This is a genomic window from Aquipseudomonas alcaligenes (genome assembly GCF_003205495.1).
In the GTDB taxonomy this organism is placed as follows: Bacteria; Pseudomonadota; Gammaproteobacteria; order Pseudomonadales; family Pseudomonadaceae; genus Aquipseudomonas; species Aquipseudomonas alcaligenes_B.
This window is the reverse complement of the sequence record NZ_QJRX01000006.1, coordinates 60,125-85,820: the sequence shown is the minus strand read 5'-3', so window position 1 is coordinate 85,820 and position 25,696 is coordinate 60,125. Positions and strand designations below refer to the sequence as shown.

At 67.5% G+C, this 25,696-nt stretch carries 25 protein-coding genes; 11 read left to right on the top strand and 14 right to left on the bottom strand.

The window, feature by feature from the left end:
- The first annotated feature begins 9 nt into the window (after positions 1–9).
- From lysA to DMO17_RS12350, 5 genes are read left to right on the top strand one after another with little or no spacing between them, the layout of a single operon-like run.
- Complete coding sequence (lysA, locus tag DMO17_RS12370; RefSeq protein ID WP_110682794.1) at positions 10–1,257, top strand: diaminopimelate decarboxylase; 1,248 nt, start codon at positions 10–12, stop codon at positions 1,255–1,257.
- 10 nt (positions 1,258–1,267) lie between these two features.
- Positions 1,268–2,098, top strand: coding sequence for a diaminopimelate epimerase (gene dapF, locus DMO17_RS12365; protein WP_110682793.1), 831 nt, complete (start codon positions 1,268–1,270; stop codon positions 2,096–2,098).
- On the top strand, positions 2,095–2,790 hold the full coding sequence (locus DMO17_RS12360; RefSeq protein ID WP_110682792.1) for a DUF484 family protein: 696 nt from the start codon (positions 2,095–2,097) through the stop codon (positions 2,788–2,790). Before dapF ends, DMO17_RS12360 begins: the two co-directional genes overlap by 4 nt.
- A 42-nt stretch (positions 2,791–2,832) precedes the next feature.
- Entirely contained in the window at positions 2,833–3,729 is an 897-nt protein-coding gene (xerC, locus tag DMO17_RS12355; RefSeq protein ID WP_110682791.1) for a tyrosine recombinase XerC, read from the top strand.
- Entirely contained in the window at positions 3,726–4,430 is a 705-nt protein-coding gene (locus DMO17_RS12350; protein WP_110682790.1) for an HAD family hydrolase, read from the top strand. Before xerC ends, DMO17_RS12350 begins: the two co-directional genes overlap by 4 nt.
- A 55-nt stretch (positions 4,431–4,485) precedes the next feature.
- Here the strand turns inward: DMO17_RS12350 and sutA are convergent, their stop codons facing one another.
- From sutA to glnK, 5 genes are all read right to left on the bottom strand, one after another.
- The gene (gene sutA, locus DMO17_RS12345; RefSeq protein ID WP_110682789.1) at positions 4,486–4,815 is read right to left on the bottom strand and encodes a transcriptional regulator SutA; all 330 of its coding nucleotides are present in this window, start codon (positions 4,813–4,815) and stop codon (positions 4,486–4,488) included.
- Positions 4,816–4,903: 88 nt separating this feature from the next.
- Entirely contained in the window at positions 4,904–5,329 is a 426-nt protein-coding gene (locus DMO17_RS12340) for a secondary thiamine-phosphate synthase enzyme YjbQ (protein WP_110682788.1), read from the bottom strand.
- Between the two features lie 97 nt (positions 5,330–5,426).
- On the bottom strand, positions 5,427–6,677 hold the full coding sequence (locus tag DMO17_RS12335) for an ammonium transporter (protein WP_110682787.1): 1,251 nt from the start codon (positions 6,675–6,677) through the stop codon (positions 5,427–5,429).
- 94 nt (positions 6,678–6,771) lie between these two features.
- The gene (locus tag DMO17_RS12330; protein WP_021700070.1) at positions 6,772–8,088 is read right to left on the bottom strand and encodes an ammonium transporter; all 1,317 of its coding nucleotides are present in this window, start codon (positions 8,086–8,088) and stop codon (positions 6,772–6,774) included.
- A gap of 35 nt (positions 8,089–8,123) precedes the next feature.
- Positions 8,124–8,462 (bottom strand): P-II family nitrogen regulator, encoded by a 339-nt coding sequence (gene glnK / locus DMO17_RS12325; RefSeq protein WP_021700071.1) that lies wholly within the window; start codon positions 8,460–8,462, stop codon positions 8,124–8,126.
- Between the two features lie 402 nt (positions 8,463–8,864).
- On the opposite strand from glnK, the gene DMO17_RS12320 reads away from it, so the two are divergent.
- The 3 genes from DMO17_RS12320 (at position 8,865) to DMO17_RS12310 (ending at position 12,735) form a co-directional block, all read left to right on the top strand.
- Positions 8,865–9,125 carry an accessory factor UbiK family protein gene (locus tag DMO17_RS12320; RefSeq protein WP_110682786.1) on the top strand — a complete coding sequence of 87 codons (261 nt, stop codon included), beginning with the start codon at positions 8,865–8,867 and terminating at the stop codon, positions 9,123–9,125.
- Between the two features lie 32 nt (positions 9,126–9,157).
- The gene (locus DMO17_RS12315) at positions 9,158–10,654 is read left to right on the top strand and encodes a YifB family Mg chelatase-like AAA ATPase (RefSeq protein WP_110682785.1); all 1,497 of its coding nucleotides are present in this window, start codon (positions 9,158–9,160) and stop codon (positions 10,652–10,654) included.
- Between the two features lie 113 nt (positions 10,655–10,767).
- The gene (locus DMO17_RS12310) at positions 10,768–12,735 is read left to right on the top strand and encodes a BCCT family transporter (RefSeq protein ID WP_110682784.1); all 1,968 of its coding nucleotides are present in this window, start codon (positions 10,768–10,770) and stop codon (positions 12,733–12,735) included.
- 47 nt (positions 12,736–12,782) lie between these two features.
- On the opposite strand, the gene DMO17_RS12305 is transcribed toward DMO17_RS12310, so the two are convergent.
- Positions 12,783–13,583, bottom strand: coding sequence for a gamma-glutamyl-gamma-aminobutyrate hydrolase family protein (locus DMO17_RS12305; RefSeq protein WP_110682783.1), 801 nt, complete (start codon positions 13,581–13,583; stop codon positions 12,783–12,785).
- A 323-nt stretch (positions 13,584–13,906) separates the two neighbouring features.
- Positions 13,907–14,836 (bottom strand): LysR substrate-binding domain-containing protein, encoded by a 930-nt coding sequence (locus DMO17_RS12300; protein ID WP_110682782.1) that lies wholly within the window; start codon positions 14,834–14,836, stop codon positions 13,907–13,909.
- A gap of 137 nt (positions 14,837–14,973) precedes the next feature.
- Between DMO17_RS12300 and DMO17_RS12295 the strand changes: the two genes are divergently transcribed.
- Positions 14,974–16,359, top strand: coding sequence for a NorM family multidrug efflux MATE transporter (locus DMO17_RS12295; RefSeq protein WP_110682781.1), 1,386 nt, complete (start codon positions 14,974–14,976; stop codon positions 16,357–16,359).
- 73 nt (positions 16,360–16,432) lie between these two features.
- On the opposite strand, the gene DMO17_RS12290 is transcribed toward DMO17_RS12295, so the two are convergent.
- Complete coding sequence (locus DMO17_RS12290) at positions 16,433–18,085, bottom strand: putative bifunctional diguanylate cyclase/phosphodiesterase (RefSeq protein ID WP_394335637.1); 1,653 nt, start codon at positions 18,083–18,085, stop codon at positions 16,433–16,435.
- A gap of 315 nt (positions 18,086–18,400) precedes the next feature.
- Between DMO17_RS12290 and rep the strand changes: the two genes are divergently transcribed.
- Positions 18,401–20,410 (top strand): DNA helicase Rep, encoded by a 2,010-nt coding sequence (gene rep, locus DMO17_RS12285; protein ID WP_110682779.1) that lies wholly within the window; start codon positions 18,401–18,403, stop codon positions 20,408–20,410.
- A 74-nt stretch (positions 20,411–20,484) separates the two neighbouring features.
- On the opposite strand, the gene DMO17_RS12280 is transcribed toward rep, so the two are convergent.
- The 5 genes from DMO17_RS12280 to dadA form a co-directional block, all read right to left on the bottom strand.
- Positions 20,485–20,907: a c-type cytochrome gene (locus DMO17_RS12280; RefSeq protein ID WP_110682778.1), complete on the bottom strand. Its 423-nt coding sequence runs from the start codon at positions 20,905–20,907 to the stop codon at positions 20,485–20,487.
- Positions 20,908–21,050: 143 nt separating this feature from the next.
- Entirely contained in the window at positions 21,051–21,599 is a 549-nt protein-coding gene (locus DMO17_RS12275; RefSeq protein WP_110682777.1) for a cupin domain-containing protein, read from the bottom strand.
- 103 nt (positions 21,600–21,702) lie between these two features.
- Complete coding sequence (gene alr, locus DMO17_RS12270; RefSeq protein WP_110682776.1) at positions 21,703–22,776, bottom strand: alanine racemase; 1,074 nt, start codon at positions 22,774–22,776, stop codon at positions 21,703–21,705.
- A 58-nt stretch (positions 22,777–22,834) separates the two neighbouring features.
- On the bottom strand, positions 22,835–23,185 hold the full coding sequence (locus DMO17_RS12265) for a RidA family protein (RefSeq protein ID WP_110682775.1): 351 nt from the start codon (positions 23,183–23,185) through the stop codon (positions 22,835–22,837).
- Positions 23,160–24,458, bottom strand: a complete 1,299-nt coding sequence (gene dadA, locus DMO17_RS12260; protein ID WP_110682774.1) for a D-amino acid dehydrogenase — start codon at positions 24,456–24,458, stop codon at positions 23,160–23,162. The genes DMO17_RS12265 and dadA overlap by 26 nt, the downstream gene beginning before the upstream one ends.
- Positions 24,459–24,685: 227 nt before the next feature.
- Here dadA and dadR point away from each other — a divergent pair, with 227 nt between their 5' ends.
- Positions 24,686–25,174: a transcriptional regulator DadR gene (gene dadR, locus DMO17_RS12255; RefSeq protein ID WP_021702033.1), complete on the top strand. Its 489-nt coding sequence runs from the start codon at positions 24,686–24,688 to the stop codon at positions 25,172–25,174.
- Positions 25,175–25,336: 162 nt separating this feature from the next.
- On the opposite strand, the gene DMO17_RS12250 is transcribed toward dadR, so the two are convergent.
- On the bottom strand, positions 25,337–25,690 hold the full coding sequence (locus DMO17_RS12250) for a YkgJ family cysteine cluster protein (protein ID WP_110682773.1): 354 nt from the start codon (positions 25,688–25,690) through the stop codon (positions 25,337–25,339).
- Positions 25,691–25,696: the final 6 nt, after the last annotated feature.

The window sequence follows — 25,696 nt, the reverse complement described above, 5'->3', positions numbered from 1 at the left end:
GGGGGTTCCATGCAAGCCTTTACCAGCCGCGACGGGCAACTGTTCGCGGAGGGCGTGGCCCTGTCCGCCATTGCCGAACGCTTCGGCACGCCCACCTACGTCTATTCCCGCGCCCACATCGAGGCGCAGTACCGCGCCTATGCCGATGCCCTGGCCGGCATGCCGCACCTGGTGTGCTTCGCGGTCAAGGCCAACTCCAACCTGGGCGTGCTGAACGTCCTGGCGCGCCTCGGCGCCGGCTTCGACATCGTCTCGCGGGGCGAACTGGAGCGCGTCCTGGCCGCCGGCGGCGAGCCGAGCAAGATCGTTTTCTCCGGCGTCGGCAAGACCCGCGACGACATGCGCCGCGCCCTCGAAGTCGGCGTGCACTGCTTCAACGTCGAATCGGTGGATGAACTGGAGCGCCTGCAGCTGGTGGCCGCCGAACTGGGCAAGACCGCCAGCATCTCGCTGCGGGTCAATCCGGACGTGGACGCCGGCACCCACCCCTACATCTCCACCGGCCTGAAAGAGAACAAGTTCGGCATCGACATCGAGCAGGCCCCGGCCGTGTACGCCCGCGCCGCCGAACTGGCGAACCTGCGCATCGTCGGCGTGGACTGCCACATCGGCTCGCAGCTGACCAGCCTGCCGCCCTTCCTCGACGCCCTGGAGCGCCTGCTGGCGCTGGTCGACCAGCTGGCCGCGCAAGGCATCCAGATCCAGCACCTGGACCTCGGTGGCGGCCTCGGCGTGCAGTACCGCGACGAGCAGCCGCCGCTGGCCGGCGACTACATCGCCGCCGTACGCGAGCGCCTCAAGGGTCGCGAGCTGGCCCTGGTGTTCGAGCCGGGCCGTTCCATCGTGGCCAACGCCGGCGTGCTGCTGACCCGCGTGGAATACCTCAAGCACACCGCGCACAAGGACTTCGCCATCGTCGACGCGGCGATGAACGACCTGATCCGCCCGGCCCTGTACCAGGCCTGGATGGACGTCACCCCGGTGCAGCCGCGTGACGGCGAGGCGCGCAACTACGACCTGGTCGGGCCGATCTGCGAGACCGGCGACTTCCTGGCCAAGGGCCGCGAGCTGGTGCTGGCCGAAGGCGACCTGCTGGCCGTGCGCTCGGCCGGCGCCTACGGCTTCGTCATGAGCTCCAACTACAACACCCGCGGCCGCGCCGCCGAGGTGCTGGTGGACGGTGAGCAGGCCTTCGAGGTGCGTCGCCGCGAGACCCTCGCCGAACTCTACGCCGGCGAAAGCCTGCTGCCGCAGTGAGGGCGCGATCATGCTATTGCGCTTCACCAAGATGCACGGCCTCGGCAACGACTTCATGGTCCTCGACCTGATCAGCCAGCACGCGCATATCCAGCCCAAGCACGCCAAGGCCTGGGGCGACCGCCACACCGGCGTCGGTTTCGACCAGCTGTTGCTGGTGGAGGCGCCGACCAATCCGGACGTGGACTTCCGCTATCGCATCTTCAACTCCGACGGCTCGGAAGTGGAGCAGTGTGGCAACGGCGCACGCTGCTTCGCCCGCTTCGTGGTGGACAAGCGCCTGACCGTGAAGAAGCAGATCCGCGTCGAGACCAAGGGCGGCATCATCGAGCTCAACCTGCGTCCGGACGGCCAGGTCACCGTGGACATGGGCGCGCCGCGCCTGGTCCCCGAGCAGATCCCCTTCCAGGCCGACGCCGAGGCGCTCAGCTACGCGGTGGAGGTGGACGGTCAGTCCGTGCAGCTGGCCGCCGTGTCCATGGGCAACCCGCACGCCGTGCTGCGCGTCGACAGCGTCGACAGCGCGCCGGTGCACAGCCTGGGGCCGAAGCTGGAACACCACCCGCGCTTCCCCAAGCGGGTCAATGTCGGCTTCCTGCAGGTCATCGACCGCAAGCAGGCGCGCCTGCGCGTGTGGGAACGCGGCGCCGGCGAGACCCAGGCCTGCGGCACCGGCGCCTGCGCCGCGGCCGTGGCCGCCATCCGCCAGGGCTGGATGGACTCGCCGCTGCAGCTGGAGCTGCCGGGCGGCAAGTTGTCCATCGAGTGGGCAGGGCCCGGCCAGCCGGTTATGATGACCGGACCCGCCGTTCGCGTGTACGAAGGACAGGTTCGTCTATGAGTGACCAGGATCAGCTCGTGAAACTCGACTCCGAGAGCGTCGCCGCCTACCTGCGGCAGCACCCGGAATTCTTCGTCGACCATGAGGAGCTGATCCCCGAGCTGCGCATTCCGCACCAGCCCGGCGAGGCCGTGTCGCTGGTGGAGCGCCAGGTCAAGCTGCTGCGCGAGCGCAACATCGAGATGCGCCATCGCCTGTCGCAGCTGATGGACGTGGCCCGCGACAACGACCGCCTGTTCGACAAGACCCGCCGCCTGGTGCTCGGCCTGCTCGATGCCGGCAGCCTGGAAGAAGTCATCGGCGCGGTGGAAGACAGCCTGCGCCATGAGTTCCAGGTGCCCTTCGTCAGCCTCATCCTGTTCAGCGAAACGCCGCTGGGCGTGGGCCGCTCGGTCAGCTCGGCCGAGGCCCACCAGTCCATCGGCGGCCTGCTCGGCGGCGGCAAGACCACCTGCGGCGTGCTGCGCCCGGCCGAACTGGAATTCCTCTTCGGCGCGGACGAATGCACCCAGGTCGGCTCGGCCGCCGTGGTCAGCCTGACCCACCAGGGCCTGCATGGCGTGCTGGCCATCGGCAGTCCGGACCCGCAGCACTACAAGAGCAGCCTCGGCACCCTGTTCCTCGGCTACGTCGCCGAAGTCCTGGCCCGCGTGCTGCCACGCTTCGCCGCGCCACTGCGCTCGGTGCGCTGAACCCCGGGCCGCGCGCGGCCATCGTCGTCTGCCGGAGTCGCCATGCAGAGCAGCCTCGACGCCTTCCTCGAACACCTGCGCAGCGAGCGCCAGGTGTCCAGCCATACCCTCGATGGCTATCGCCGCGACCTGCTGAAAGTGCTCGCCCTGTGCGAGAAGGGCGCCATCGCCAGCTGGGCCGACCTCGACACCCGCAGCCTGCGCAGCTTCGTCGCCCGCCTGCATGCCCAGGGTCAGTCCAGCCGCTCGCTGGCGCGCCTGCTCTCGGCCGTGCGCGGCTTCTACCAGTACCTCAATCGCGAGGGCCAGTGCCGGCATGACCCGGCGGCCGGCCTCTCCGCGCCCAAGGGCGAGCGCCGCCTGCCGCGTGCCCTGGATGCCGACCGCACGGCGCAGCTGCTGGACGGCGGCGTGGAGGACGACTTCATCGCCCGCCGCGACCAGGCCATGCTCGAGCTGTTCTATTCCTCCGGCCTGCGCCTGTCGGAACTGGTCGGCCTGGATCTCGACGGCCTTGACCTGCCCGCCGGCCTGGTCCGGGTACGCGGCAAGGGCAACAAGGCGCGCGAGCTGCCGGTCGGACGCAAGGCCCGCGAGGCCATGCAGGCCTGGCTACCGCTGCGCGCCCTGAGCAACCCGCAGGATGGTGCGGTGTTCGTCGGCCGCCAGGGCAAGCGCCTGACCCCGCGCGCCATCCAGCTGCGGGTACGCCAGGCCGGCGTGCGCGAGCTGGGCCAGCACCTGCACCCGCACATGCTCAGGCACAGCTTCGCCAGCCACATGCTGGAGTCCAGCCAGGACCTGCGCGCCGTGCAGGAGCTGCTCGGCCATGCCGACATCGCCACCACGCAGATCTACACCCACCTGGACTTCCAGCACCTGGCCAAGGTCTACGACGGCGCCCACCCGCGCGCCAAACGCAAGAGCGAGACCCCATGAGCCTGCGCCTGATCACCTTCGACCTCGACGACACCCTGTGGGACGTGGCCCCGGTGATGCACGGCGCCGAAGCCGCCTTGCGTGACTGGCTGGCTGCCGAGGCGCCGCGCCTGGGGCCGGTGCCGATCGAGCACCTGTGGGCCATTCGCGCACGCCTGTTGGCCGCCGAGCCGATGCTCAAGCATCGCCTCAGCGAGCTGCGCCGGCGCATCCTGTTTCACGCGCTGGAGGAGGCCGGCTATCCCCAGGTGGAAGCGCAGGTGCTGGCCGAACAGGGCTTCCAGGTGTTCCTCGAGGCCCGCCACCGGGTCGAGTTCTTCCCCGACGTGCACCGCACCCTCGAACACCTGGCCGAGCGCTACATCCTCGGCGTGATCACCAACGGCAACGCCGAGGTGGCCCGCCTGGGCCTGGCCGACTACTTCCGCTTCGCCATCAGCGCCGAGCAGATGGGCATCGGCAAGCCTGATCCCAAGCCGTTCCACAGCGCCCTGCAACGCGCCGGGGTCGAGGCGCCGCAGGCCGCGCACATCGGCGACCATCCCGGCGACGACATCGCCGGGGCCAAGGCCGCCGGCCTGCGCGCCATCTGGTTCAACCCGCAAGGCAAGGACTGGCAGGGCGAGGCCACCCCCGATGCGCAGATCCGCCGCCTGGCCGAACTGCCGGCGCTGCTGGCCGGCTGGACCGCCGGGCGTTAGAGCCGCCATGAAAAAGCCCGCCGGATGGCGGGCTTTTTCATGGCGGTGAGCGTCCTCAGATGGGGCGGCTGCCGTACTTGCTATCCGGCTTCTTGGGCGGATCGGCCACCACGTTGGGCTCGATCTCCTGGACCTTGCCACCGCGCGAAAGGAACTCTTCCATGGCACGGGCCAGGGCGTCGCGCTCCTTCTGCTTGGCTTCTACACTGGGCAGTTCCTCGACTTCCTCGGCTGCCTTGGCCTTCTTGCTCGGCTTGCTGCCAGGCTCTACGGCATCGCTGCCGTCGTCCTCGCCATCATCACCGGCATCGGCCGCTTCCAGCTCCTCGCCGTCATCCTCGTCGGCGCCTTCCAGGTCGTCCTGTTCCAGTTCTTCGTCGCTCATGTTCTACCTCATGACTTGCGCAAAGCAGGTTACTTATAGCCCAGTGGCACGCATTGCAAACATGCCACCGGAAAAAATTCTTCGGTCTTCAACGCCATTCGCCCTGCAGGGTCGCCAGTACCCGGCGTGAACCACCATGATCGCGGTGCTCGCCGAGACAGATACCCTGCCAGGTACCGAGCGCCAGGCGCCCCTCGCTGACCGGCAGGCTCAGCTGACAGCCGAGCAGGCTCGACTTGAAGTGCGCCGGCAGATCGTCCGGCCCCTCGTAGTCGTGCTCGTAGCCACCTTCACCCTGGGGCACAAGACGGTTGAAGAAGCGCTCGAAGTCACGCCGTACCGCAGCATCGGCATTCTCGTTGATGGTCAGCGAGGCCGACGTGTGCTGCAGCCACAGGTGCAGCAGACCGATGCGGCACTGGGCCAGTTCCGGCAGCGCCGCCACCAGCTCGTCGGTCACCAGGTGGAATCCGCGCGCCCGCGGGCGCAGTTCGATCAGCCGTTGTTGCCACATCGCAGCCGCCCGCAGCATCCGTTGGGGGCGCATTCTAGCGCGGCCGCAGAAAAAACAAAGGGCGCCGCAGCGCCCTTTGCAACGACTGCCGAGGCGACTATTTGCGGGTGAACTCGGGGTAGGCCTCCATCCCGCACTCGGCGATGTCGACCCCCTCGTATTCGTCCTCCTCGCTGACGCGCAGCCCCATCACCAGCTTGATCAGCCCCCACACCAGCAGGCTGGCTATGAATACCCAGGCGAAGATGCAGGTAACACCGAGCAGCTGCGCGGAAAAGCTGGCATCGGCATTGGTCAGCGGCACCGCCAGCACACCCCAGATACCGCTGGCGCCATGCACCGAGATGGCGCCGACCGGGTCGTCGATGCGCAGCCGGTCCAGCAGCAGGATGCTGAACACCACCAGCACGCCGCCGACCGCACCGATCAGCGCGGCCTGTACGCCGCTCGGCGTCGACGGCTCGGCGGTGATGGCCACCAGGCCGGCCAGGGCGCCATTGAGGATCATGGTCAGGTCGGCCTTGCCGAACAGGATGCGTGCCACCACCAGCGCCGCCAGCAGGCCACCGGCAGCGGCCAGGTTGGTGTTGACGAACACCGCGGCCACCGCGTTGGCGTCGGCGATGGTGCTGATCTTCAGCTGCGAGCCGCCGTTGAAGCCGAACCAGCCGAACCAGAGGATGAAGGTGCCCAGGGTGGCCAGCGGCAGGTTGGCGCCTGGGATGGCGTTGATCTGTCCCTGGCTGCCGTACTTGCCCTTGCGCGGGCCGAGCAGGATGACCCCGGCCAGAGCCGCGGTGGCGCCGGCCAGGTGAACGATGCCGGAGCCGGCGAAGTCCTTGAAGCCGGCCTCCTTGAGGAAGCCGCCGCCCCAGGTCCAGTAGCCTTCCACCGGGTAGATCAGGCCGCACATGAACAGGGCGAAGACCAGGAAGGCCCACAGCTTCATGCGCTCGGCCACGGCACCGGAGACGATCGACATGGCGGTGGCGACGAACACCACCTGGAAGAAGAAGTCGGCGCGCTTGGCGTAGTAGGGCGCACCCTCGCCACCGGCCGCCACCGTGTCCACGGCGTGCTCGGCACCGATCAGGAAGCCGAAGTTGGGCAGCACGCCACCGGCGGCGCCGCCGTACATCAGGTAGTAGCCGAGCAGCAGATAGACCACGCAGGCCAGGGCATAGAGGACGATGTTCTTGGTCAGGATCTCGGTGGTGTTCTTGGCGCGCACCAGGCCCGATTCGAGCATGGCGAAGCCCGCCGCCATCCACATCACCAGGGCGCCACAGATGAGGAAATAGAAGGTATCCAGCGCGTACTGCAGGGGGATCAGGGCCGTACTGTCCATGGGGTACTCCTTTGTACCGGGAACGCATCGCGCCGCCATTGGCGCGGACAGAAAAACGCCCGGCGGACCGGGCGTTCTTTTACAGCTGCGGGGCTTACAGGTTGTAGCCGCGCTCGTTGTGCTCGGAGAGGTCGAGGCCAACGGTCTCGGACTCTTCGCTGACACGCAGGCCCATGACCAGGTCCAGCACCTTGAGGATGACGAAGGTGACGATACCGGTGTAGACCACGGTGACCAGCACGCCGACGATCTGGATCCAGACCTGGGCGCCGATGTCTTCCACGGTACCGAAGCCGCCCAGTACCGGTGCAGCGAACACGCCGGTGAGGATGGCGCCGACGATACCGCCGATGCCGTGTACGCCGAAGGCGTCCAGGGAGTCGTCGTAGCCCAGCTTGCGCTTGAGGCTGGTGGCGCAGAAGAAGCAGATCACGCCGGAAGCCAGACCGATCACCAGGGCGCCCATCGGGCCAGCGGTGCCGGCAGCCGGGGTGATGGCGACCAGGCCGGCGACCACGCCGGAAGCGATGCCCAGGGCGCTCGGCTTACCGTGGGTGATCCACTCGGCGAACATCCAGCCCAGCGCAGCGGCGGCGGTGGCGATCTGGGTCACCAGCATGGCCATGCCGGCGGTGCCGTTGGCGGCGATGGCGGAGCCGGCGTTGAAGCCGAACCAGCCGATCCACAGCATGGCGGCACCGACCAGGGTGTAGCCGAGGTTGTGCGGCGCCATCGGGGTGGTCGGGTAGCCCTTGCGCTTGCCCAGCACCAGGCAGGCCACCAGACCGGCGATACCGGCATTGATGTGCACCACGGTGCCGCCGGCGAAGTCCAGCACGCCCTCGTCCCACAGGAAGGCGCCGTCACCGGACCAGACCATGTGGCACATCGGCGCGTAGACCAGGGTGAACCACACGGCCATGAAGATCAGCATCGCGGAGAACTTCATGCGCTCGGCGAAGGCACCGACGATCAGGGCCGGGGTGATGATGGCGAAGGTCATCTGGAAGACGATGAACACGCTCTCCGGGAATGCGCCGATCAGGCTGTCCGGCGTCAGGCCGCTGAGGAAGGCCTTGTTCAGACCGCCGACGAAGGAGTTGAGGTTGGTGACGCCCTTCTCCATGCCGGTGGTGTCGAAGGCCAGGCTGTAGCCGTAGACCACCCAGAGAATGCTGATCAGGCCGGTGATGGCAAAGCACTGCATCATCACCGAAAGAACGTTCTTGGAGCGCACCATGCCGCTGTAGAACAGCGCCAGGCCCGGGATGGTCATGAACAGCACCAGCGCGGTCGCGGTAAGCATCCAGGCGGTGTCGCCGGAGTTGAGAACAACCTCGTCAGCCATGGCCAGGCCAGGGGTTACGAGGGACAGCAGGGCTCCAAGCCCTGCGATCTTACGCAGAGTCATGTGTTTTTCTCCTGGGGCGTGTGGGGTTCTGAGGCTTAAACTGCGTCGGTGCCGGTTTCGCCGGTACGGATGCGGATGGCCTGTTCCAGATTGACGACGAAGATCTTGCCGTCACCGATCTTGCCGGTGTTGGCCGCCTTGGTGATCGCCTCGATGACCCGGTCCAGCTGGTCGTCGGCGATGGCCACGTCGATCTTCACCTTGGGCAGAAAATCCACCACGTATTCCGCGCCGCGATACAGCTCGGTGTGGCCCTTCTGCCGGCCGAAGCCCTTGACTTCGGTCACGGTGATGCCCTGCACGCCGATCTCCGACAGCGACTCGCGCACGTCGTCCAGCTTGAACGGCTTGATGATGGCAGTGACTAGCTTCATGAAACTCTCTCCCGTATTGGTGGACTCGCCCCAGGAAAACGAACCCGGCTCAAGTCTAAGCGCAGTGTCTGGCTTTTGAAACGCATCGGCCGCCTTAGCCCGATGCCAACCAACCGCATCCACCGAGACACTCCCCCGCCTCGGCCTGCGCACCGGTACTGCATCGGTGCACGCGTCACGGGGTGTTAAGCAGAAAGCTTGCCAGCTATGCCAAAAGGCCACTTTTTCATGCAGTTAGGGCGGACCGCAGAAATCGCCACAACAACGACCGATCAGTCATTGCACAGCATTGGTGCAGAGCCGGCGCGCCCAGTGAGCGAAAATCGTGCACCTGCCCCGTCCGGCCCGGCCGGCGCGCCCCGCGTGCTACACTGCCGCCGTTTGCCACCGGAACGACCCGCCATGCTGCCGCCCAAAGCCATCCTCGACACCCTCGCCAGCCACGCCTCGCGCCTGTTCAGCGGCGACAACCCGCTGCCGCGCGGCGAGATCGAAGCCCAGCTCAAGGCCCTGCTGCAGAGCGCCTTCGGCAAGCTGGACCTGGTCAGCCGCGAAGAATTCGACAGCCAGATGGCCGTACTGGCGCGTACCCGTGCGCGCCTGGAAGCCCTGGAGGCCAAGCTGGCAGAGCTGGAAGCCAGGCAGAACCCACCCGCCGAATAAAGCTCGGCGGGCATGCGATCAAGGAGTGATCCATGTCCCTCGCCATCGTCCACAGCCGTGCCCAGGTCGGCGTCGAAGCGCCGCCCGTCACCGTCGAGGCGCACCTGGCCAACGGCCTGCCGGCCCTGACCCTGGTCGGCCTGCCGGAAACCGCGGTCAAGGAAAGCAAGGACCGCGTGCGCAGTGCGATCCAGAACGCCGGTTTCGATTTCCCGCCACGGCGCATCACCCTCAACCTGGCGCCTGCCGACCTGCCCAAGGACGGCGGCCGCTTCGACCTGGCCATCGCCCTCGGCGTGCTGGCCGCCAGCGAGCAGGTGCCGGCGGCCGGCCTGGGCGAACTGGAATGCCTGGGCGAGCTGGCGCTGTCCGGCGAGCTGCGCCCGGTACAGGGCGTGCTGCCCGCCGCCCTGGCTGCCCGCGCCGCCGGACGCACCCTGGTGGTGCCGCGGGCCAATGCCGAGGAAGCCAGCCTGGCCTCGGGCCTCAAGGTGCTGGCAGTCGACCACCTGCTGCAGATCGCCGCCCACCTCAACGGCCACACGCCCCTCTCGCCCTATCAGGCCAGCGGCCTGCTGCGCCAGGAAGCGGCTTACCCCGACCTGGCCGAAGTACAGGGCCAGCTGGCGGCCAAGCGCGCCCTGCTGATCGCCGCCAGCGGCGGCCACAACCTGCTGCTCAGCGGGCCTCCGGGCACCGGCAAGACCCTGCTGGCCAGCCGCCTGCCCGGTCTGCTGCCGCCGCTGTCCGAGGAGGAGGCGCTGGAAGTGGCGGCCATCCATTCGGTGGCCAGCCATGCGCCGCTGACGGCCTGGCCGCGTCGACCGTTTCGCCAGCCGCATCACAGTGCATCCGGGCCAGCGCTGGTCGGTGGCGGCAGCCGCCCGCAACCCGGCGAGATCAGCCTGGCCCATCACGGCATCCTATTCCTCGACGAACTGCCCGAGTTCGACCGCAAGGTCCTGGAGGTGCTGCGCGAGCCCCTGGAATCGGGCCATATCGTGATCGCCCGGGCCCGCGACAAGGTACGCTTCCCCGCGCGCTTCCAGCTGGTGGCGGCGATGAACCCCTGCCCCTGCGGCTACCTGGGCGACCCCGGCGGCCGCTGCCGCTGCACCCCGGAACAGATCCAGCGCTACCGCGCCAAGCTGTCCGGGCCGCTGCTCGACCGCATCGACCTGCACCTCACCGTGGCGCGCGAAAGCACCAGCCTGCTGGCCAGCAGCCAGGCTGGCGAGAGCAGCGCCCAGGTCGCCGCCCGCGTTAGCCTGGCACGCCAGCGCCAGCTCGCGCGCCAGGGCTGCGCCAATGCCTTCCTCGATCTGCCGGGCCTGCAGCAGCATTGCCGCCTGCCCGAGGCCGACCGGCTGTGGCTGGAGCAGGCCTGCGAACGCCTCAACCTGTCGCTGCGGGCGGCCCATCGCCTGCTCAAGGTGGCGCGTACCCTGGCTGACCTGGAAGGCGCCAGCGAGATCGGCCGCGCGCACCTGGCCGAGGCCCTGCAGTACCGTCCCAGCAGCGGCATCTGATCCACCAGAATTATCAGGAGAAGACCCCTCAGAGAAAAAAGCTATCGATCTGTGTTAGGATGGCTGGCCTTCCGCCCTTGGCGGCCCATCCGATAACAAGGAGAGCTAGCTCAATGGAGGCATCTTCGTCTTCGCTCAACCGGCCGGTATTCTTCGGCTCCGCCCTTCTCATCCTCGCCCTGGTGCTCTACAGCGTGCTGCTGCCGGAGCATGCACAAGAGCAGTTCGCCTGGCTGCAAAGCTGGATCATCGACAAGGCCAGCTGGTTCTACGTCCTCACCGTCGCCCTGATCCTGATCTGCTGCGTGTTCCTCGCCGTCAGCCGCTATGGCGACCTCAAGCTGGGCCCCGACCACAGCCAGCCCGAGTACCGCAACACCACCTGGTTCGCCATGCTGTTCTCCGCCGGCATGGGCATCGGCCTGATGTTCTTCGGCGTGGCCGAACCGCTGATGCACTTCACCGCCCCGCCAGTGGGCGAGGCCGGCACGGCGCAGGCCGCGCGCGAGGCGATGAAACTGACCTTCTTCCACTGGGGCCTGCACGCCTGGGCGATCTACGCCATCGTCGCGCTGATCCTGGCCTTCTTCTGCTTCCGCCACGACCTGCCGCTGACCCTGCGTTCGGCGCTCTACCCGCTGATCGGCGAGCGCATCCACGGCCCCATCGGCCATGCGGTGGACACCTTCGCCATCCTCGGCACCGTGTTCGGCGTGGCCACCTCGCTGGGCTACGGCGTGCTGCAGATCAACAGCGGCTTCCACCACCTGTTCGGCCTGCCGGTCAGCACCCCGGTGCAGATCGGCCTGATCGCCGCCATCTGCGCCCTGGCCACGCTGTCGGTGGCCAGCGGCCTGAACAAGGGCATCCGCATCCTCTCGGAGCTCAACCTGGCGCTGGCCGTGTTCCTGCTGCTGTTCGTCCTGGTGCTGGGACCGACGGTGTTCCTGCTCAAGACCTTCGTGCAGAACAGTGGTGCCTACCTCTCCGAGATCGTCAGCAAGACCTTCAACCTCTACGCCTATGAGCCGACCGACTGGATCGGTGGCTGGACCCTGCTGTACTGGGGCTGGTGGCTGTCCTGGTCGCCCTTCGTCGGCCTGTTCATCGCGCGCATCTCGCGCGGCCGCACCATCCGCGAGTTCATCAGCGGCGTGTTGTTCGTGCCGGCCGGCTTCACCCTGCTGTGGATGACCGTGTTCGGCGACACCGCCATCCACCTGGTGCTCAACCAGGGCCTGGGCAGCCTGGCCGAGACGGTGAATGCCGACAGCTCGCTGGCGCTGTTCGCCTTCCTCGAACAGTTCCCGCTGAGCGACCTGCTGTCGCTGGTCGCGGTGGCCATGGTGGTGGTGTTCTTCGTCACCTCGGCCGACTCCGGCGCCCTGGTGGTGGACATGCTGGCCTCCGGCGGCAGGACCGTCACGCCGCTGTGGCAGCGCCTGTTCTGGTCGATCCTGATCGGCGTGGTGGCCATCGCCCTGCTCCTGGCTGACGGCCTCAAGGCGCTGCAGACGGCCACCATCGCCAGCGCCCTGCCCTTCTCCATCGTCCTGCTGGCGGCCATCTGGGGTCTGCTGCGCGCACTGAAACTGGACGCCACCAAGCGCGGCGTGCGCTTCCAGGCGCTCAACGGTTCACGCCCGCTGGCCCGCCAGCACGGCGGCTGGCAGCGGCGCCTGCGCAACCTGGCGATGTTCCCGCGCCGCGCCCACGTCACCCGCTTCATCGACGAAGTGGTGCAGCCGGCCTGCCAGGCGGTGGCCGAGGAGCTGCGCAAGCAGGGCCTGCCGGCGACGGTTGAAAGCGGTGCCGACGGCCGCGTGCGCCTGGCCGTGGCGCATGGCAGCGAGACCGACTTCAGCTACGAGGTGCGCCCGCGCGCCTTCGCCCAGCCCAGCTTCGCCCTGCGGGACACCGGCGACGACGGCAACGAGGAGCGCAAGTACTTCCGCGCCGAAGTCCACCTGCGCGAGGGCGGCCAGGACTACGACGTGATGGGCTGGGTACGCGAGGCGGTGATCGACGATATCCTCGACCAGTACGAGAAGCACATGCACTACCTGCACCTGGTGCGCTGAAACGAAAAAGCCCGGCACACGCCGGGCTTTCTCAGGGGCCTGCAGGATCAGGCGGCGCTGCGCTGGCCACCTTTGCGGTGCTGACGGCAGGCCTCGCCGAAGGCCTCGAACATCTTCACCGAATCCGGGTTCTGCGCGGCCTGCCACTCCGGGTGCCACTGCACGGCGAACAGGAAGGGCGACAGGCTCGGCGCGTGGAAGGCCTCGATCAGACCGTCCTCGGCACGGGCCAGCGGCTCCAGGCCCTTGCCCAGGGTCTTGATGCCCTGGCCATGCAGCGAGTTGACGCCGATCTCATCACGCCCCAGCACCCGCGCCAGCCAGCTGTTCGGCTCGATGCGCACCTTGTGCGCCTCGGCGTACTGCACCGCCACCGGGTCCTCGGGGTTTTCGCGATGGTCGTTGAAGCCCGGCTCGGCATACACCTTCTGATGAATGTCGCCGCCCAGGGCCACGTTGATTTCCTGCATGCCGCGGCAGATGCCGAAGACCGGCAGGCCACGGGCGATGGCGGCCTTGATCAGCGGCAGGTCGAACAGGTCGCGGTCGCGATCCTGCCCCTTCTCCGGGGTGAGGTTCTCCTGGCCGTAGAGGGTCGGGTCGATGTTCGAACCGGCACCGGTCAGGTACACGCCGTCGGCCATGTCCAGGTATTGCTCGAGGTCATCGGTACCACAGCAGGTGGGCACCAGCACGGGTACGCAGCCGGCGATCTCCACCAGCGGCGTGATGTATTTGTGGGTCATTACCTGGTAGTCGTGGCCCTTGCGCTCCTGGGCGCCCATGGACATCAACACGACGGGTTTGCGTTTGGAAGAAGTGTTCTTGGCACTGTTGTTGTTGGACATACGTCACCTTGGGGCAGATCGATCTGCCGTTGCTGTGCAGGTGGGTCGGGAGATCGACGCGCTACCTGTTTGGCACGGTTCCGTCTGTCGGCGGCGTAGCTGGGCCTCACCTGGAGGCATGGGAATGGGAGGTAACGGACCACCCGCGACGGCCGCATAACAGTCGAACCGCCCGCACAGTCTCTCCAGAGACGTAAAATATGTCAAACATTTCAGGCGGATGGCGTAAAAAGAACATAGCGCCAGCAGGGCTGCAGGCGCCAAAAAACGGCCACTTATCCCGTAAGCCCCTGCTGGGGCGCGGCCTCATGGTCCATTATTTTTTACGCGCCCGGCATGATGCGTTCGACGACCGGCAGACGCATCTGCGCCACCTCGGCCAGCAGGAAGTCACGCAGCCGACGCAGGCGCGCCTGCGCGCGGTGCGTCTTCGGCCACACCAGGTAATAACTGCAGCCGCTGTACACGGCGGTCGGCCAGGGTAAACCCAGACGCCCGGCATTGACGTCCTCGGCGACCAGCAGCAGGTCGCCGATGGACACCCCGTAGCCACGGGCGGCGGCGACGATGCCCAGCTCCAACATGTCGAACAGCTGGCCGCCCTTGAGCGGCACCCGGTCGCTCAGGCCGGTGGCCTGCAGCCACTGGCGCCAGTCGCGGCGATCCGGAGTCGGGTGCAGCTGCTCGGCGGCCTGCAGTCGGGCCAGGTCCCAGGGGCCGTCCTGCACCGCCTCGGCGGCACACACCGGGATCAGCCACTCCTCGAACAGCAGCACGCTGTCCCACTCCTCGGGAAAGTCGCCATTGCCCAGCAGCACGGCGCAGTCGAAGGGCTCGTGGTGGAAGTCGACCTTGTCCACGTCCATCCAGGCACTGGTCAGCTGCACCTCGCTGTCCGGGTTGCCCAGGCGGAACAGCGACAGGCGCGCCAGCAGCCAGCGCATGGTCAGGGTCGAGGGCGCCTTCAGGCGCAGGCAGGCGTCCTCGCTGCGCAGGGTGGCGCAGGCCTTCTCCAGCGCATCGAAACCCTCGCGCACGCCGGGCAGCAGGCCGCGCGCCGTCTCGGTCAGCTGCAAATGGCGGCCACTGCGCTCGAACAGGCGGCAGCCGAAGTGCTCCTCCAGGGTGCGGATATGCCGGCTCACCGCACTCTGGGTGATGGCCAGCTCGGCGGCGGCGCGGGTGAACGAGGCATGCCGAGCGGCCGCCTCGAAGGCACGCAGGGCATAGAGCGGCGGCAGGCGCCGGCTCATGCGCCAATCCCATGAGTATTAGTCATGCCAGGCATCGCTTTTTTCCTTTTGTGCGCGTCGCGTCGACTCCCGAGAATGGCGCCATTCTCCGCCCGCCGGATTTTTCCCGGCAAGCCTTCTCTTGAGCCTGACTCATCATGCCGCAGTCCGTCCGCACCGAACTGGTCGCCCTCTTCCGCCTCGCCGGCCCCTTGATCGCCGCGCAGCTGGCCCATGTGCTGATGGTGTTCACCGACACCCTGATGATGGGCAAGCTGGGCCCCGCCGAGCTGGCCGCCGGCGGCCTGGGCGCGGCCAGCTATTCCTTCGTGTCGATCTTCTGCGTCGGCGTGCTGGCCGCGGTGGGCAACCTGATCGCCATCCGCCATGGTGCCGGCGACAGCGCCGGGGTCACCCGCCTGGCGCAGAACGGCCTGTGGCTGGCCGGCGGCCTGGCCCTGGCCAGTGGCCTGCTGCTGTGGAACCTCGGACCGCTGCTGGCGCGCTTTGGTCAGGAGCCGCACAACATCGAGGGGGCGATGCAGTTTCTCTCCACCCTGGTGTTCGCCCTGCCCGGCTACCTCGGCTTCATGGCCCTGCGCGGCTTCCCGGCAGCGATCGGCCGGCCGGGCCCGGTGATGGCCATCAGCATCGGCGGCGCGGCGGCCAACTTCGCCCTCAACTGGGCGCTGATCCACGGCTGGTTCGGCCTGCCGCCGCTGGGCCTGGCCGGCATCGGCCTGGTCACTGCGCTGGTGGCCAACGCCATGACCCTGCTGCTGTTCCTCCACCTGCTGCGCCACCCGGCCTACGCCGCCTACCCGCTGGCCCGCGGCCTGCTGCGCCCGCGCCTGGCCGAGCTGCGCGAGCTGCTGCGCCTGGGCCTGCCGATCGGCGGCACCTATGCGGTGGAATCCGGCATGTTCGCCTTCGCCGCCCTGTGCATGGGCGCCATCGGCAGCGACGCGCTAGGCGCGCACCAGATCGCCATCATGTCGGTGTACGTGGCCTTCATGGTGCCGGTGGGTATCTCCTACGCCACCACCTTCCGCATCGGCCAGCACTACGGCGCCGGGCGCCTGGCCGATGCCCGCCGCGCCGGACGCCTGGGCATCGGCGGCGGCGCCTGCTGCATGCTGGCCTTCGCCCTGCTGTTCTGGCTGGCGCCGGAATGGGTGGTGGGGCTGTTCCTCGACCGTCACGACCCGCAGTTCGCCGCCGTGGTGGCGCTGGCCGTGAGCCTGCTGGCGGTGGCCGCCTGGTTCGAGCTGTTCGACGGCATCCAGACCATCGCCATGGGCGCGATCCGCGGCCTCAAGGACGGCAAGACCACCCTGCTGGTCGGCATTCTCTGCTACTGGGTGATCGGCATTCCGCTGGCCTGGGCGCTGGCCTTCCCGCTCGGCTGGGGCGCCGAAGGCGTGTGGTGGGGCCTGGCCGGCGGCCTGGCCTGCGCGGCCATCGGCCTGACCCTGGGCTTCGAGTGGCGCATGGCGCGGATGCTGCGGCCGCAGGCGGTACCGGCAGAGGCCTGCCTGTCGTAGCAATCCGGGAAACAGGTGAGTCTGCCCCCGGATTGCATCCGGGCTACCGGCCAGGTCGTGCGGGCTACCTGACCTAGGACGGTAAGCCGCTGAGCAGCGGCTGACGTAGGCCGAACACCAGGAAGCGCGCCAGCTCGGCCAGCGGCAGCGGCTTGCTGATCAGGTAGCCCTGCACCTGGTCGCAGCCGAACTGGCGCAGCAGGGCCAGCTGCTCGGCGTTCTCCACGCCCTCGGCGACCACCTCCAGGTGCAGGTTGTGCGCCAGGTTGATCATCGCCCGCACCAGCTGGCGATTCTCCGCGCGCTCGCCCATGCCGCCGACGAAGCTCTTGTCGATCTTCAGCAGGGTGATCGGCAGGTTGTTCAGGTGCACGAAGGAGGAGAAGCCGGTGCCGAAGTCGTCCAGCGAGAAGCGCACGCCAAGCCGCCCGAGGGCCTGCATGGTCTGCCGCACCTGCTCGCTGCGGCGCATCACCGCCGTCTCGGTCAGCTCGAACTCCAGCCACTGGGCATCCACCCCGCGCTCCTCGATCAGGCGGCCGAGGGTGCTCAGCAGCTGGCTGTCCTGGAACTGGCGGAACGACAGGTTGACCGCCATGTGCAACGCCGGCAGGCCGCGCCCGCGCAGCCACTGCATGTCGCGCAGGGCGCGGGCGATCACCCAGTAGCCGAGCGGCACGATCAGCCCGCTCTCCTCGGCCAGCGGCACGAACTCGTCCGGGCCGAGCAGGCCGCGCTCGGCATGCCGCCAGCGTACCAACGCCTCCAGGCCGAGGATGCGCCCGCTCTGCAGGCACAGCCGTGGCTGATAGTGCAGCTCCAGCTCGTCGCGGCGCAGGGCGCGGCGCAACTCGCTCTCCAGGTCGGCCATGCTGCGCGCGCCGCGGTGGATGCGCTCGTCGTACAGGTGATAGGTACAGCCCTGGGCCGCCTTGGCCTGCTGCATGGCGATATGTGCATGCCACAGCAGCGGGTCGGCACTCTCGCCAGCGCGGGCATGGGCCAGGCCGAGGCTGCAGCCGAGCAGCAGGCTCTCGCCATCCACCCAGTAGGGCTCGGACAATACCTCGGTGATGCGCTCGGCCACGCGCTCGGCACGCCCCGGCTCGCGGCGCAGGTCGAGAAGCAGGGCGAATTCGTCGCTGCCCAGCCGCGCCAGGGTATCGCCGGCCTCCAGCTGGGCCTTGAGACGGGCCACCACCTGGAGGATCAGGCGGTCGCCGGCCTGGTAGCCGAGGGCGTCGTTGACGTGCTTGAAGTTATCCAGATCGAGGTGGCCGAGGGCCAGGCCACGCCCCTGATACTCGGCCAGGCGCGCCGCCAGCAGGGTCTGGAAGCCCTGGCGATTGGCGATGCCGGTCAGCGGATCCTGTTCGGCCAGGCGCTGCAGGGTCGCCTGCAGGCGCCCTCGCTCGCCGGCATAGCGCAGGCAGCGGCGCAGCATGTCGACGCCCAGGTTGTCGCGTACCAGCCAGTCACAGACATCGGCCGGCTCCGTAGCAGGTTCCTCGTCGAGCAGCAGGATGGTCGGCAGCGAACAGCGGCCGGGCGCCGGCTGGCAAGCGGGAGTGGTCAGCAGCAGCCCAGGAGCGCCATCGTCGAACAGGCTGCTGGCCGCCTCCCAGGACGGCGCGGTGATCAGCGGGAAGATGCCGTCCAGGGCCTCGAGTCGCGCGCGCAGCAGGGCAGCCCACTGTGGCTCTTCGGCCAGCAGGACCAGGCGCATGGGTTCGACGTGCGCGGACAAATGACCTCCCCAGGGTCGGATTGACAGACCATTCCTGTCTGCGTGCACCGTTCAACGGCGTTCTCTTGCTGCCCATCCTGTGCAGATTTCTGCGCATCCTGCGGGAAAGGCTTAGCAGCGGCAACGGGGGCCGACTGGCACAAGCGTACATGATCTTTAAAAATAGTGACTTAGCACACAATCTTTAAGCTTTTTATTGGGAACCCGGCCTGCCGGGCGGCGGTCTGCATGCGCCCCGGCGGCGCCCTGCGGCTGCTAGAATGCCGCCTCGTTTTTTCTGACCGAATTCCCCCCATGTCGCGACTCAATCCCCGGCAGCAAGAGGCCGTGAACTACGTCGGCGGCCCGCTGCTGGTGCTGGCCGGCGCCGGCTCCGGCAAGACCAGCGTGATCACCCGCAAGATCGCCTACCTGGTGCAGCAGTGCGGCATCCAGGCCCGCCATATCGTCGCCATGACCTTCACCAACAAGGCCGCGCGCGAGATGAAGGAGCGCGTCGGCACGCTGCTCAAGGGCGCCGAGGCGCGTGGCCTGACCGTGTCGACCTTCCACAACCTGGGCATGAACATCATCCGCAAGGAGTACGCGCGCCTGGGCTACAAGCCCGGCTTCTCGATCTTCGACGACGGCGACATCAAGGCCCTGCTGACCGACATCATGCAGAAGGAATACGCCGGCGATGACGGCGTGGACGAGATCAAGAACCTGATCGACAGCTGGAAGAACGACCTGATCCTGCCCGACGAGGCGCTGGCCAAGGCGCGCGGCCCCAAGGAGCAGACCGCCGCGGTGGTCTACCTGCACTACCAGCGCACGCTCAAGGCGTACAACGCGGTGGACTTCAACGACCTGATCCTGCTGCCGGTGAAGCTGTTCCAGGAGCACGCCGACATCCTCGAGAAGTGGCAGAACCGCATCCGCTACCTGCTGGTGGACGAGTACCAGGACACCAACGCCAGCCAGTACCTGCTGGTCAAGCTCCTGGTCGGCATGCGCCACCAGTTCACCGTGGTCGGCGACGACGACCAGTCGATCTATGCCTGGCGCGGCGCGCGCCCGGAAAACCTGATGCTGCTCAAGGAAGACTACCCGTCGCTCAAGGTGGTGATGCTGGAGCAGAACTACCGGTCCACCAGCCGCATCCTCAAGTGCGCCAACGTGCTGATCGCCAACAACCCGCACGTGTTCGAGAAGCAGCTGTGGTCGGAGATGGGCCACGGCGACGAGATCCGCGTGATCCGCACCCGCAACGAGGACGCCGAGTGCGAGCGGGTGGCCCTGGAGATCCTCACCGAACACCTGCGCACCGACCGCCCGTACAGCGACTTCGCCATCCTCTACCGCGGCAACTACCAGGCCAAGCTGATGGAGCTGAAGCTGCAGCACCATCAGATTCCCTATCGCCTGTCCGGCGGCACCAGCTTCTTCGCCCGCCAGGAGGTGAAGGACCTGATGAGCTACTTCCGCCTGCTGGTCAACCCGGACGACGACAACGCCTACCTGCGGGTGATCAACGTACCGCGCCGCGAGATCGGCTCGACCACCCTGGAGAAGCTCGGCAACTACGCCAGCGAGCGCGGCATCTCGATGTACGCCGCCAGCGACGAGCTGGGCCTGGCCGAGCACCTGGACAGCCGCTACACCGAGCGCCTCGCCCGCTTCAAGCGCTACATGGACAAGATTCGCGAACTCTGTGCCGGTAACGACCCGATCGGCGCCATTCGCAGCATGATCATGGATATCGACTACGAGAACTGGCTGCGCCAGAACGCCTCCAGCGACAAGGTCGCCGAGGCGCGCATGGGCAACGTCTGGTTCCTCGTCGAGGCGCTGAAGAACACCCTCGACAAGGACGAGGACGGCGACATGACCATCGAGGACGCCATCGGCAAGCTGGTGCTGCGCGACATGCTGGAGCGCCAGCAGGAAGAGGAAGAAGGTGCCGAGGGCGTGCAGATGATGACCATGCACGCCTCCAAGGGCCTGGAGTTCCCCTCGGTGTACATCATCGGCTTCGAGGAGGAGATCCTCCCGCACCGCTCCAGCATCGAGGCCGACACCATCGAGGAGGAACGGCGCCTGGCCTACGTCGGCATCACCCGCGCCAAGCGCAACCTGACCCTGACCTTCGCCGCCAAGCGCAAGCAGTACGGCGAGATCATCGACTGCTCGCCGAGCCGCTTCCTCGACGAGCTGCCGCCGGAAGACCTGGTCTGGGAAGGCCAGGAAGACGCCCCGGCCGAGGTCAAGAGCGCGCGCGGCAACGATGCCCTGGCCAACATGCGCGCCCTGCTCAAACGCTGAGGCGCGACAATCGGCCGCAGGCCAGACAGGCACAAAAAAGCCGCCCGCGGGCGGCTTTTTCGTCGAGGCCGGTGTTACAGGCCGGACATCTTCTTGATCGCGCCGAGCAGCTCGTCGTCCGAGCAGGTGGCGCAGGTGCCTTTCGGCGGCATGGCGTTGATGCCGGCGATGGCCGACTTGAGGATGCCATCCAGGCCACCCTTAGCATCGGCGCGCGCCTTCCAGGCCGCGGTATCGCCGGACTTCGGTGCGCCCAGCACGCCGGCATTGTGGCAGGCGCCACAGTGGGCGGCGATCACGTCGTCCGGGGACTTGGCGCCACCGCCGGCGGCCACGGCCACGGCGCCGACGCCCTTGCATTCTTCACCCTGGATGCAGACCTCGCCCACCGGCTTGATGCGCTCGGCGATCTCGTCGTTGGTCGCAGCCTGAGCGCTCACAGCCCACAGGGCCAATACGGCAGCTTGAGCCGCCAGCATCTTCTTGATCAGGTTCACGGTACACCCTCATTGGCTAGACACGCCCGCGGCCACGGTTTCGCGAGCGGGCGCAGTATAACGGTTAGGCCGGCCGGCCGGAACAACCCAACTTGTCGCAGGGGCATTGGACGTGCGGCGCGCGCCGAACGTCCGTGGCCGCCTCAGAAGTTCGCCGGCGTGGTGGCGCTGATCAGCCGCGCCGGCTGGTCGAACGGATTGCGGAAGCGGTGCGGCTTGGTGCTGTCGAAATAGTAACTGTCGCCCGGCTCGAGGATGAACACCTCGGCACCCACGGTCAGCTCCAGGCGCCCGTCCACCAGCATGCCGGCTTCCTCGCCGTCGTGGTTGAGCATTTCCTCGCCGGTGTCGGTACCCGGCGGGTAGGTTTCGTCGAGGAAGGTGATGGCCCGGCTGGGGTGCGCCTTGCCGATCAGCTTCATGGTCACGGCGCCGCTGGAAAGGTCGGTCAGTTCGTCGGCCCGGTACACCACCTGGGTGTGGTTGTCCTGCTCCAGGTCGAGGGAGAAGAACTCCACCAGCGACATCGGGATGCCGCCGAGCACCTTCTTCAGCGAGCTGATCGAGGGGCTCACGCTGTTCTTCTCGATCATCGAGATGGTGCTGTTGGTGACGCCCGCCCGCTTGGCGAGTTCACGCTGGGAAAGGCCTTTGAGTTTGCGAATAGATTGCAGTCGAACACCGACGTCCAATGCGGGGGTCCTCCTTGGGAGCAAGGCAGTTGGGTGGCCGTATGATGCGGCCAGTGTTCAGTATTTACAACACTGCAAACGCAATTGCCCCGCGCCCTGACGGCTAGCCCCCGGAATAGAGCCGCGGCACCCGCTTGAGGTTGCAGAACAGCTGGTACGGAATGCTGCCGCAACCATAGGCCACGGCGCTGGCGGAGACGTTGCGCCCCCACAGCTCGACCCGGCTGCCGAGACCAGCCTGTGGCAGGTCGGTGAGGTCGACGGTGAGCATGTCCATCGACACCCGGCCGATCAGACGAGTCATCTGGCCCTCGACCAGCACCGGCGTGCCGGTGGCGGCATGCCGCGGGTAGCCGTCGGCATAGCCCATGGCGACCACGCCGACGCGGGTCGGCCGCTCGGCGACGAAGCGCGCGCCGTAGCCCACCGGCTCGCCGGCCGGCAGCTCACGCACGCTGATGATCTTCGATTCCAGGGTCATCACCGGCTTCAGCCGCGCCGCCTGGGCCTGGTCCTGCTCGAAGGGCGTAGCGCCGTAGAGCATGATGCCCGGGCGCACCCAGTCGCTGGCGATGCCCGGCCAGCCGAGGATGGCCGGCGAGTTGCGCAGGCTGATCTCGCCCTGCAGCCCGGCGCGGACCTGCTCGAACAGGGCGACCTGCTCCTCGCTGCGCGGGCAGTCCAGTTCGTCGGCGCGGGCGAAATGGCTCATCAGCACGATCTTGTCGACCTTGCCGCTGGCCAGCAGGCGGGCGTGGGCGTCGCGGTATTCGGCCGGGTGCAGGCCGACCCGGTGCATGCCCGAGTCGAGCTTGAGCCACACCTGCAGCGGCCGCCCCAGGCGCGCCCGCTCGATCGCCTCGACCTGCCAGGCGGCGTGCACCACGCACCACAGCTGGTGCTGGTCGATCAGGCTCAGCTCGCTCTCCTCGAAGAAGCCCTCGAGCAGCAGGATCGGCTGGCGGATGCCGGCATAGCGCAGTTCCAGCGCCTCCTCGATGCAGGCCACGGCGAAGCCGTCGGCCTCCGCCTCCAGCGCCTGGGCGCAGCGCACCGCACCGTGGCCGTAGGCGTCGGCCTTGACCACCGCCAGGGCCCTGGCGCCGCTGACCTCGCGGGCGAGGCGGTAGTTGTGACGCAGGGCTTCGAGATCGATCAGGGCACGGGCGGGACGCATGGCGGCTACTTCGTTCGGTTAAAAAAAGCCCGGCGGGGGTGCCGGGCCAAAGGGATGTTCAGGCTTGCGCGGCGACGACCATCATCTCCACCAGCACGCGCGGGTCGTACAGCTTGGCCTCGACACAGGCGCGGGCCGGGGCGGCGCCCTCGGCGACCCAGGCGTCATACACCTGGTTCATGCCGGCATAGTCGGCCATATCCTTGAGGTAGATGGTCACCGAGAGGATCTTGGTCTTGTCGCTGCCGGCCTCGGCCAGGAAGCGGTCGATGTTGGCCAGGGTCTGGCGGGTCTGCTCACGGATATCGCCGTCGTAGTCATCGGCCAGCTGGCCCGCCAGGTAGACGGTGCCGTTGTGGATGACGATTTCGCTGTAGCGCTTCTCAATGCGCAGGCGCTGGATGGACATGCTTGTGGCTCTCCTTGGTGCGGCCATAACGGGAAATATCCAGGCCTTCGGCGCTGATCTGCGGACGCTTGTTCGCCATCAGATCGGCGAGGAAGCGACCGGAGCCGCAGGCCATGGTCCAGCCAAGGGTACCGTGTCCGGTGTTGAGGAACAGGTTGCGGTAGGCGGTGGCGCCGACGATGGGCGTGCCGTCCGGGGTGGCCGGGCGCAGGCCGGTCCAGAACTCGGCGCGGCTGACATCGCCGCCCTGCGGGTAGAGATCGTTGGTGATCATCTCCAAGGTGGCGCGGCGGGCCGGGTTGAGGCTCAGGTCGAAGCCGGCGATCTCGGCCATGCCGCCCACACGGATGCGGTTGTCGAAACGGGTGATGGCGACCTTGTAGGTCTCGTCGAGGATGGTCGAGGTCGGTGCCATCGCGGGGTCGGTGATCGGCACGGTCAGCGAGTAGCCCTTGAGCGGATAGACCGGCGCCTTGATGCCCAGCGGCTTGAGCAGCTGCGGGCTGTAGCTGCCGAGGGCGAGCACGTAGCGGTCGGCGGTCTCCAGCTTGCCGTCGATCCACACACCGTTGATGCGGTCGCCGGCGTGGTCCAGGCGCTGGATGTTCTGCCCGAAACGGAACTCGACGCCCAGGGCCTTGGCCATTTCGGCCAGCTTGCTGGTGAACATCTGGCAGTCGCCGGTCTGGTCGTTGGGCAAGCGCAGGGCGCCGGCCAGCTTGTGCTTGACCCCGGCCAGGGCCGGTTCGACGCGGGCGATGGCGTCGCGGTCGAGCAGCTCGTAGGGCACACCGGAGGCTTCCAGCACGGCGATGTCCTTGGCCGCGGCATCGACCTGGGCCTGGGTGCGGAACAGCTGGGTGGTGCCAAGCTGGCGGCCTTCGTAGGCGATGCCGGTCTCGGCGCGCAACTCGTCGAGGCAGTCGCGGCTGTACTCGGACAGGCGCACCATGCGCTCCTTGTTCACCGCGTAGCGGGCGGCGGTGCAGTTGCGCAACATCTGCGCCATCCACAGGTACTGGTCGATGTCGGCGGTGGCCTTGATCGCCAGCGGCGCGTGCTGCTGCAGCAGCCACTTGATAGCCTTCAGCGGTACGCCCGGGGCGGCCCAGGGCGAGGCGTAGCCCGGCGAAACCTGGCCGGCATTGGCGAAACTGGTTTCCAGGGCCGGGCCGTTCTGCCGATCGACCACCACCACCTCGAATCCGGCACGGGCCAGATAGTAGGCACTGGCGGTACCAATCACGCCGCTGCCGAGTACCAGAACACGCATCTTCGCCTCCTCGCTGCGGGGCGAACCCGCGAGCGTTTGTTATTTTGACCGTAGATGGGCGCAGTATAGGAAGGCGCGAGCAGCGATATTCACTGTTTATCGATCGGCATTTGGCGTTAGTTCTCGGCGCAGAGCGGTTTCACAGGAACACATCCAGGCGATATGGCTATATTTACGCCATACTGCCAGTGAATTATCGCGTTAAGTTATTCCACACGGAGCCCGCCATGCGCACCCAGCACCAGAGCCGCCGCGAACTGGACAAGATCGACCGCAACATCCTGCGCATCCTCCAGGAGGACGGGCGCATCAGCTTCACCGAGCTGGGCGAGCGGGTCGGCCTGTCCACCACGCCCTGCACCGAGCGCGTCCGCCGCCTGGAGCGCGAGGGCATCATCATGGGCTACCACGCCCGGCTCAATCCGCAGCAGCTCAAGGCCAGCCTACTGGTGTTCGTCGAGATCAGCCTGGACTACAAGTCCGGCGACACCTTCGAGGACTTCCGCCGCGCCGTGCTCAAGCTGCCGCATGTGCTGGAGTGCCACCTGGTGTCCGGCGACTTCGACTACCTGGTGAAGGCGCGGATCAACGAGATGGCCAGCTACCGCAAGCTGCTCGGCGACATCCTGCTCAAGCTGCCGCATGTGCGCGAGTCGAAGTCCTACATCGTCATGGAGGAGGTCAAAGAGTCGCTGACCCTGCCGGTGCCGGAGTGACGCAAACGCGGGGATCTCGCGAGCTAGAGCGCGACAAGGCAGAAATGGCCGAGGGCGCGGAGTTTACGAGTTGCAAAAATGAGCAGACTCGCTTCGGGCCGCGCTGAAGCGCGTTAGCCGCAAGCGGCTTGCCGAGGCCATTCGCCGACGCGTAGCAGATACTCACACCAGGCGCTGGCGGGTACTGGCGATCAGCCGGTGCACCTGGCGCTCGACCGTGGGCTCGATCGGCGTTTCCGGCCCCTGGCCGCGCGGGCACGGCAGGTTCGGCGTGGTGCCGAACAGGCGGCAGATCAGCGGGCGCTGGTCATACACGGTGCAGCCCTGCGGGCCGAGGTGCACGCAGTTGTACTCGGCCAGCGCGGCCTCGTGCTCGGCATCGCTCTTGACCGGCAGGCGAGCCAGTTCCTCGGACGAGGCGGTGACCGGGCCGCAGCAGTCATGGCAGCCGGGCACGCAGGCGAAGCGCGGAATCTGCCGGCGCAGCTGGTCGATCTTGCGGTCGGTGCAACTCATTGGCGG